5 protein-coding genes and 3 pseudogenes are annotated in these 4,850 nt (G+C 38.2%); 3 read left to right on the top strand and 5 right to left on the bottom strand.

Annotation, left to right across the window (positions count from 1 at the left end):
• Positions 1-157 (top strand): annotated as a pseudogene (locus J7R10_RS10015) (late control protein); the annotation flags it as partial.
• A gap of 80 nt (positions 158-237) precedes the next feature.
• Here the strand turns inward: J7R10_RS10015 and J7R10_RS07600 are convergent.
• The 4 genes and pseudogenes from J7R10_RS07600 to J7R10_RS07585 form a co-directional block, all read right to left on the bottom strand.
• Positions 238-558, bottom strand: a complete 321-nt coding sequence (locus J7R10_RS07600; RefSeq protein WP_010704751.1) for an addiction module antidote protein — start codon at positions 556-558, stop codon at positions 238-240.
• Positions 545-847: pseudogene (locus J7R10_RS07595) on the bottom strand (type II toxin-antitoxin system RelE/ParE family toxin). The gene J7R10_RS07600 and the pseudogene J7R10_RS07595 overlap by 14 nt, the downstream one beginning before the upstream one ends.
• A 114-nt stretch (positions 848-961) precedes the next feature.
• Complete coding sequence (locus J7R10_RS07590) at positions 962-1,285, bottom strand: type II toxin-antitoxin system PemK/MazF family toxin (protein ID WP_010704749.1); 324 nt, start codon at positions 1,283-1,285, stop codon at positions 962-964.
• Entirely contained in the window at positions 1,285-1,509 is a 225-nt protein-coding gene (locus tag J7R10_RS07585) for an antitoxin MazE family protein (RefSeq protein WP_010704748.1), read from the bottom strand. The genes J7R10_RS07590 and J7R10_RS07585 overlap by 1 nt, the downstream gene beginning before the upstream one ends.
• 138 nt (positions 1,510-1,647) lie before the next feature.
• Here J7R10_RS07585 and J7R10_RS07580 point away from each other — a divergent pair.
• Together J7R10_RS07580 and J7R10_RS07575 are read left to right on the top strand one after the other, a co-directional pair.
• Positions 1,648-2,309 (top strand): annotated as a pseudogene (locus J7R10_RS07580) (lysozyme).
• Positions 2,306-2,542, top strand: a complete 237-nt coding sequence (locus tag J7R10_RS07575) for a hypothetical protein (RefSeq protein ID WP_010704747.1) — start codon at positions 2,306-2,308, stop codon at positions 2,540-2,542. The pseudogene J7R10_RS07580 and the gene J7R10_RS07575 overlap by 4 nt, the downstream one beginning before the upstream one ends.
• A gap of 433 nt (positions 2,543-2,975) precedes the next feature.
• On the opposite strand, the gene J7R10_RS07570 is transcribed toward J7R10_RS07575, so the two are convergent.
• Positions 2,976-4,082, bottom strand: coding sequence for a tyrosine-type recombinase/integrase (locus tag J7R10_RS07570; RefSeq protein ID WP_010704746.1), 1,107 nt, complete (start codon positions 4,080-4,082; stop codon positions 2,976-2,978).
• Between the last annotated feature and the right edge of the window lie 768 nt (positions 4,083-4,850).

Raw genomic sequence — 4,850 nt, 5'->3', positions numbered from 1 at the left:
AATAGAGTGTGAACTTTTTGACAAAGCACAAGAAGATGCGGCTGGAAACGTTGCAAACACAACACCAGACAAGGATGATACCCTTGATCCAAACGCTCCACAAAATGCATGCGATGAAGGTGAAGGCGTCATCCATATGGATGAGGAGGATACATAAGAGGTTATAAACAAAATTTAGAGCCCTCATTAAAGGTTACTTAAGTTTTCCCCTTCTCCATCTCAAAAATGGGAAGAAGATCAAGATGCTTCTTCTAACACTGTTTGTTCTTTAGAATTATTTTGGGCAGGAGTTAAACTGATTTGCAAATCTAAAGCGCTTAAAACACTGAGAAAAGTAGAAAGCCGTGGATCACCTTTATCACTTAGAGAACGATAGAGAGATTCGCGATTTAAACCTGTCTCTTGAGAAACAGCTGTCATTCCCTGTTTACGTGCAATGATACCTAATACATGTGCAATATAACCACTATTTTTAGTTTCTAAAGCATCATCTAATAAAATCTTAAAGTCTTCAGGCGTATTAAAATATTCACTTACATCAAATTTAGTGATTTCCATGTTTTATTTCCTTTACTAATTGAAGGGCTCTTTCGATATCCTTTTGTTGGGTAGATTTATCACCAGCATTCAATAATAAGATAATCTATTGCCCTTGTTTTACAAAATAAATCCTATAGCCTGGTCCATGATTTATTTTTAATTCACCAATACCACGGAAATATTTCACATCACCTAAAAGACCATATTCAAGGCGCAAAATGCGCGCAGCAACCTTCTTTTGCGCTTGTTTGTCTTTTAATAAGTCTAGCCACTCTGTAAAATAGAGCGTTTTTTTAACAATAAACATCTGTAGCTTATATGCTACATAATAAATAATGTCAAATACATTCTTTTGTTCCAGTGAAAAAGATACAGAGGTTTTAACAAGCCATCCTTTCGAATGGGAAAAGAAATCCAATTATTATTTTACTATTCCTAAAAATACAGCCAAACAGCGTTCAATTTCTAACATTTTATCTGCCGGAATGGAGCCGAAAGTGGAACTAACTTTTTCACATCTTACCGTCATAATCTTATCAATCATTACTTGTGAAGGCTTTTGTAAACCATTTTTACTGTCTGGATAAAGAGTGATGCGAAGTAATGGCGCCGAAACAAGTGTACTTGTAATTGGTAAAACTGTTACACTTGTATGTTCACTGAATTGATTAGCTTGAATGATCAATGCAGGTCTTTGTTTACCAAAATCCCCTTGCATAGCTATTGTTACGAGAGATCCACGCATCATTCTGTCCAGCCATCAACATCCATTAAAGATTGATCCATAAACAACTGCATAGATGTATCTGTTTTATCCCTTTTTGCCACTAAGCGACATTGACGACGGCACTCTTCTGCAAAATTTGGTTGGCGTGTATCTGGCACCCAAATTTGCATCAAGCGTAATCCTGCTTTCCTTTGCGCGTTGCGATGTTTTTGAACGCGTTCATTGACATGCATTGTAGTCATAACAAAATCTCCATTATGTTTCATGTAACGTATAACACAGAAAAAAGTTACATGAAACGAGATTTTTAATAAAATACAATACTTAAAATTTTTAACTCACCCCCGCCTTGTGTGGGGATTTTTTTATGGGAGAAATTTATGAGAAAAATATCATCAGCAGGATTAGCACTTATTAAACAATGGGAAGGTTTGCGTTTAAATGCCTATAAAGATGCCATTGGGGTGTGGACAATTGGTTATGGACATACAAACACCGCCGGAAAACCTTTTATTTACGAAGGCATGACAATCACTGAAACACAAGCAGAAAAACTTCTTTCCAAGATTTAAGACAATTTGAGATTGCTGTTGAACGCGCTGTTAGCGTTTCCTTAACTGATGAACAATTCCCAGCATTAGTGTCCTTTTGTTATAATGTAGGAACAGCAGCCTTTTGCAATTCGACACTGTTAAAAAAGCTCAATCAAGGTGAATATGAAGCGGTCCCCGCCGAACTACAGAAATGGACCAAAGCAGGTGGGAAACGCTTACAAGGTCTCGCACACCGGCGTGCAGCAGAAGCAGGTTTATGGGCGAAAGGGGCTTATGTTTCCTCCAATTATCAAACAGTAGAAACACAAGAGCCAACAGGGCTTTTCAAAGCAGAAGCCCTTGCACCGATTATTGGTTCCTTCTCAGGTCTTGGAGGCTTTTTAGCAGGCAATGGTCCCATCCAATGGGCTCTCGCTGCCATTATGGTTTTAGCAGCCTGTACGGGACTTTTCTTTGTGGCCAAACGTTTTCAGGAATACCGCCTATGATCTTATGGATGAAAAGAAATCTGATGCTAACAAGTGCGGTTTTAGCCGCTTTTTTTATGATTTTAGCAAGAGCTTTTACCCTTGGAAAAAAGGTTGAACAGCAAAAGCAAATAGAAAATGCGCTAAAGACAGCAAAAACACGGCGAACAGTCCGTCGTTACGCTTTTCCCATAAGGGTATTGTATGCGCAACTACACCCGACAATGCCATTATATGCGTGTAACATACAATGAGTCAAAGCCTTTAATGTGCGGAAGAAAAATTGTGTCGGCAATCTATCCGCTGTTCGTTTAAGGTGTTTTTGAGGCACCTGATTCGAATATATATTACAGAGATAATGTCAAGCATCTTTCGATAATTTTTTAATATTTTTTGCTTACTTGATCTTTGAATGCCGGGTGCTAGAAAACACGGTAGATAGTCCGTCGTTACGCTTTCCTCGTAAGAGTATTGTATAGCGTAACCACACCCGACAAATCTATTATATGCATGTAGCATATAATGAGTCAAAGTCTTTAATGTGCGGAGAAGAGATTGTGTCGGCAATCCATCCGCTATCTATCAAGGTGTTTTCTAGGCACCTGATTCGACAATAGACACATTGATGCCATAGTGTCAAGCCTCTCCTGATATAAAGCTAGCCCATTGCTCCAAAAGAACACGGCGCTATTCCAAAAAATCCGTCCGCATGTAAGCCTTTGTCACTGAATTCCCAACTGAATGCGCAAGAACAGATTCCGCAATTTCAAATGGTGTTGACGTTGTTTCTGCTATCCAATCCCGTAAGCTTGAACGAAAACCATGTGGACGATAGGCTAAGCCGCAAAGTGTCATATATTTCGCCACGGTAGCATCAGAAATCGGTGTGCCTTTAAGACCAGAAAAGAGAAAACCTTTTTTCTCAAAAGGGAGAGATCTTTCAATCACTTTCAAAGCTTCATGACTTAATGGCACGCGAAAATCTGAAACTTTTCCCACAATACCTTTCATATTCTCTTTTGGTATCGTCCATATATTTTTGTCAATTTGTTCAAGACGCAAATATCGCAATGGATATGACCGTGCTCCAGTCAAAATCAGTAACTTCAGTGCTAAATTTGAAAGGATATCATCCTTTAACTTTTGGTAAAAAGTCGGAACTTCTTGCCACGGCATAGCAGGAATATTTGTTGCTGTCGCACGTGGTTTTCCTAAAAGGGCGCGTGCCTTCATACAAGCCTGTAGATCAACATCTAAACCAAGAGCCGCAGCATATTTCAAACAAATATTAATACGGTTAAGTGCTTTTCGCGCTGTGTCTGCTTTTTCATGCCAAAGGGGTGCGAGAACATTACGAATGATATTGGCTGTTAATTTTTCTATAGATAATTTGCCTATGTGTGGAATGACGTGCAACTCGAGTGGAGAAAACCAGCGGCCGTTTTTGCCTTCATTTTTCAACTCTGCTTTTTTGCTTTCAAAAGCTGCTTGCGCAATTTCTTGAAAAATATTGCTTTGCTGTTTCAAAATAGTCTGTTCTCTAAAGACAATAGGATCATTGCCTTCTTTAAGAATATCACTATAATACCTAGCAAGCTCGCGTGCTTCTTTTAAAGAAAGTTTCGTAACAGGACCAAGTCCCATTTCACGACGCTTATTGTGGTGCGTATAGCGAAAAAACCAAGAGCGCGTATTGTCTTTTCGGACATTTAACCATAGCCCTGCCCCGTCACAATATTTACCCTGAGGAGAAGTCTTTACGAATGATGCTGATAACCGATGAATCGCTCTCACTTAATACCCCCTCTCGTCCACCTTTTTGGGTCCACCTTTTAGACCACCTTTAATTTTTGATTTGAGATTTTTTCTTTAATACTTAATTTTTTTATTGGATCATAAAAAACTACAGATATCAATACGCTCTTACACATCTTTATATAATTTGATTCTTGCTAATAAAGCCTGCTCTGCCTCTTTTGGGCACCATGTTCTTTTTTATCAAAAATTATTGATTTTCCATATGTTTTTTTAAGTGCGGGATGTGTAAACAAAGGTTAGGGAATAGGACCTTCAAACATACTGCTATCAGCTCTTTTGCATCACGTTTTATGAAGGGATTTGTTTAAACACTGAAGATGTCTAAAATATTTGTATTTTCAAAAAATCAAAACCTTTGAAGATCTCTGTTACCGCATTACAATCATACAGACTTAAAACAAACTTGCCTTTGAGAAAGATATACCGTTTTTAAAAATCATCAGAAAAAACGCACCTGAACACGCAACATTCATCAGCCTAAAACAGGAAGTATAACAGCAAAAGAGACAGCATTGACTGTTGAAAATGGGGGACATATCGATGCGACAAATATTTCTGCAAAACAAAGAAGAACGGCATAAAGTTTGAAAATCCTACGGAAAATACAACCTCAGAAGTCAATTTAACCAATGCAAAGCTTCACGTTAAAAATGGAATTGGAATTAGCGTAAATGAAGCAGCCCGTACTGTTAATCTTGGCAAAAAATCAGAAATCCGTGCCGATGTCTTATTAATAACCAAAGA

Source organism: Bartonella vinsonii subsp. berkhoffii ATCC 51672, assembly GCF_902825225.1.
Lineage (GTDB): Bacteria > Pseudomonadota > Alphaproteobacteria > Rhizobiales > Rhizobiaceae > Bartonella > Bartonella berkhoffii.
The sequence above is the reverse complement of the archived record's forward strand: the minus strand, read 5'-3'. Positions and strand labels throughout refer to the sequence as shown.

Coding starts and splice junctions, on each gene's coding strand:
- J7R10_RS07600 (WP_010704751.1), bottom strand. CDS start 558: ATGGAAATCACTAAATTTGATGTAAGTGAATATTTTAATACGCCTGAA.
- J7R10_RS07585 (WP_010704748.1), bottom strand. CDS start 1,509: ATGACTACAATGCATGTCAATGAACGCGTTCAAAAACATCGCAACGCG.
- J7R10_RS07575 (WP_010704747.1), top strand. CDS start 2,306: ATGATCTTATGGATGAAAAGAAATCTGATGCTAACAAGTGCGGTTTTA.
- J7R10_RS07590 (WP_010704749.1), bottom strand. CDS start 1,285: ATGCGTGGATCTCTCGTAACAATAGCTATGCAAGGGGATTTTGGTAAA.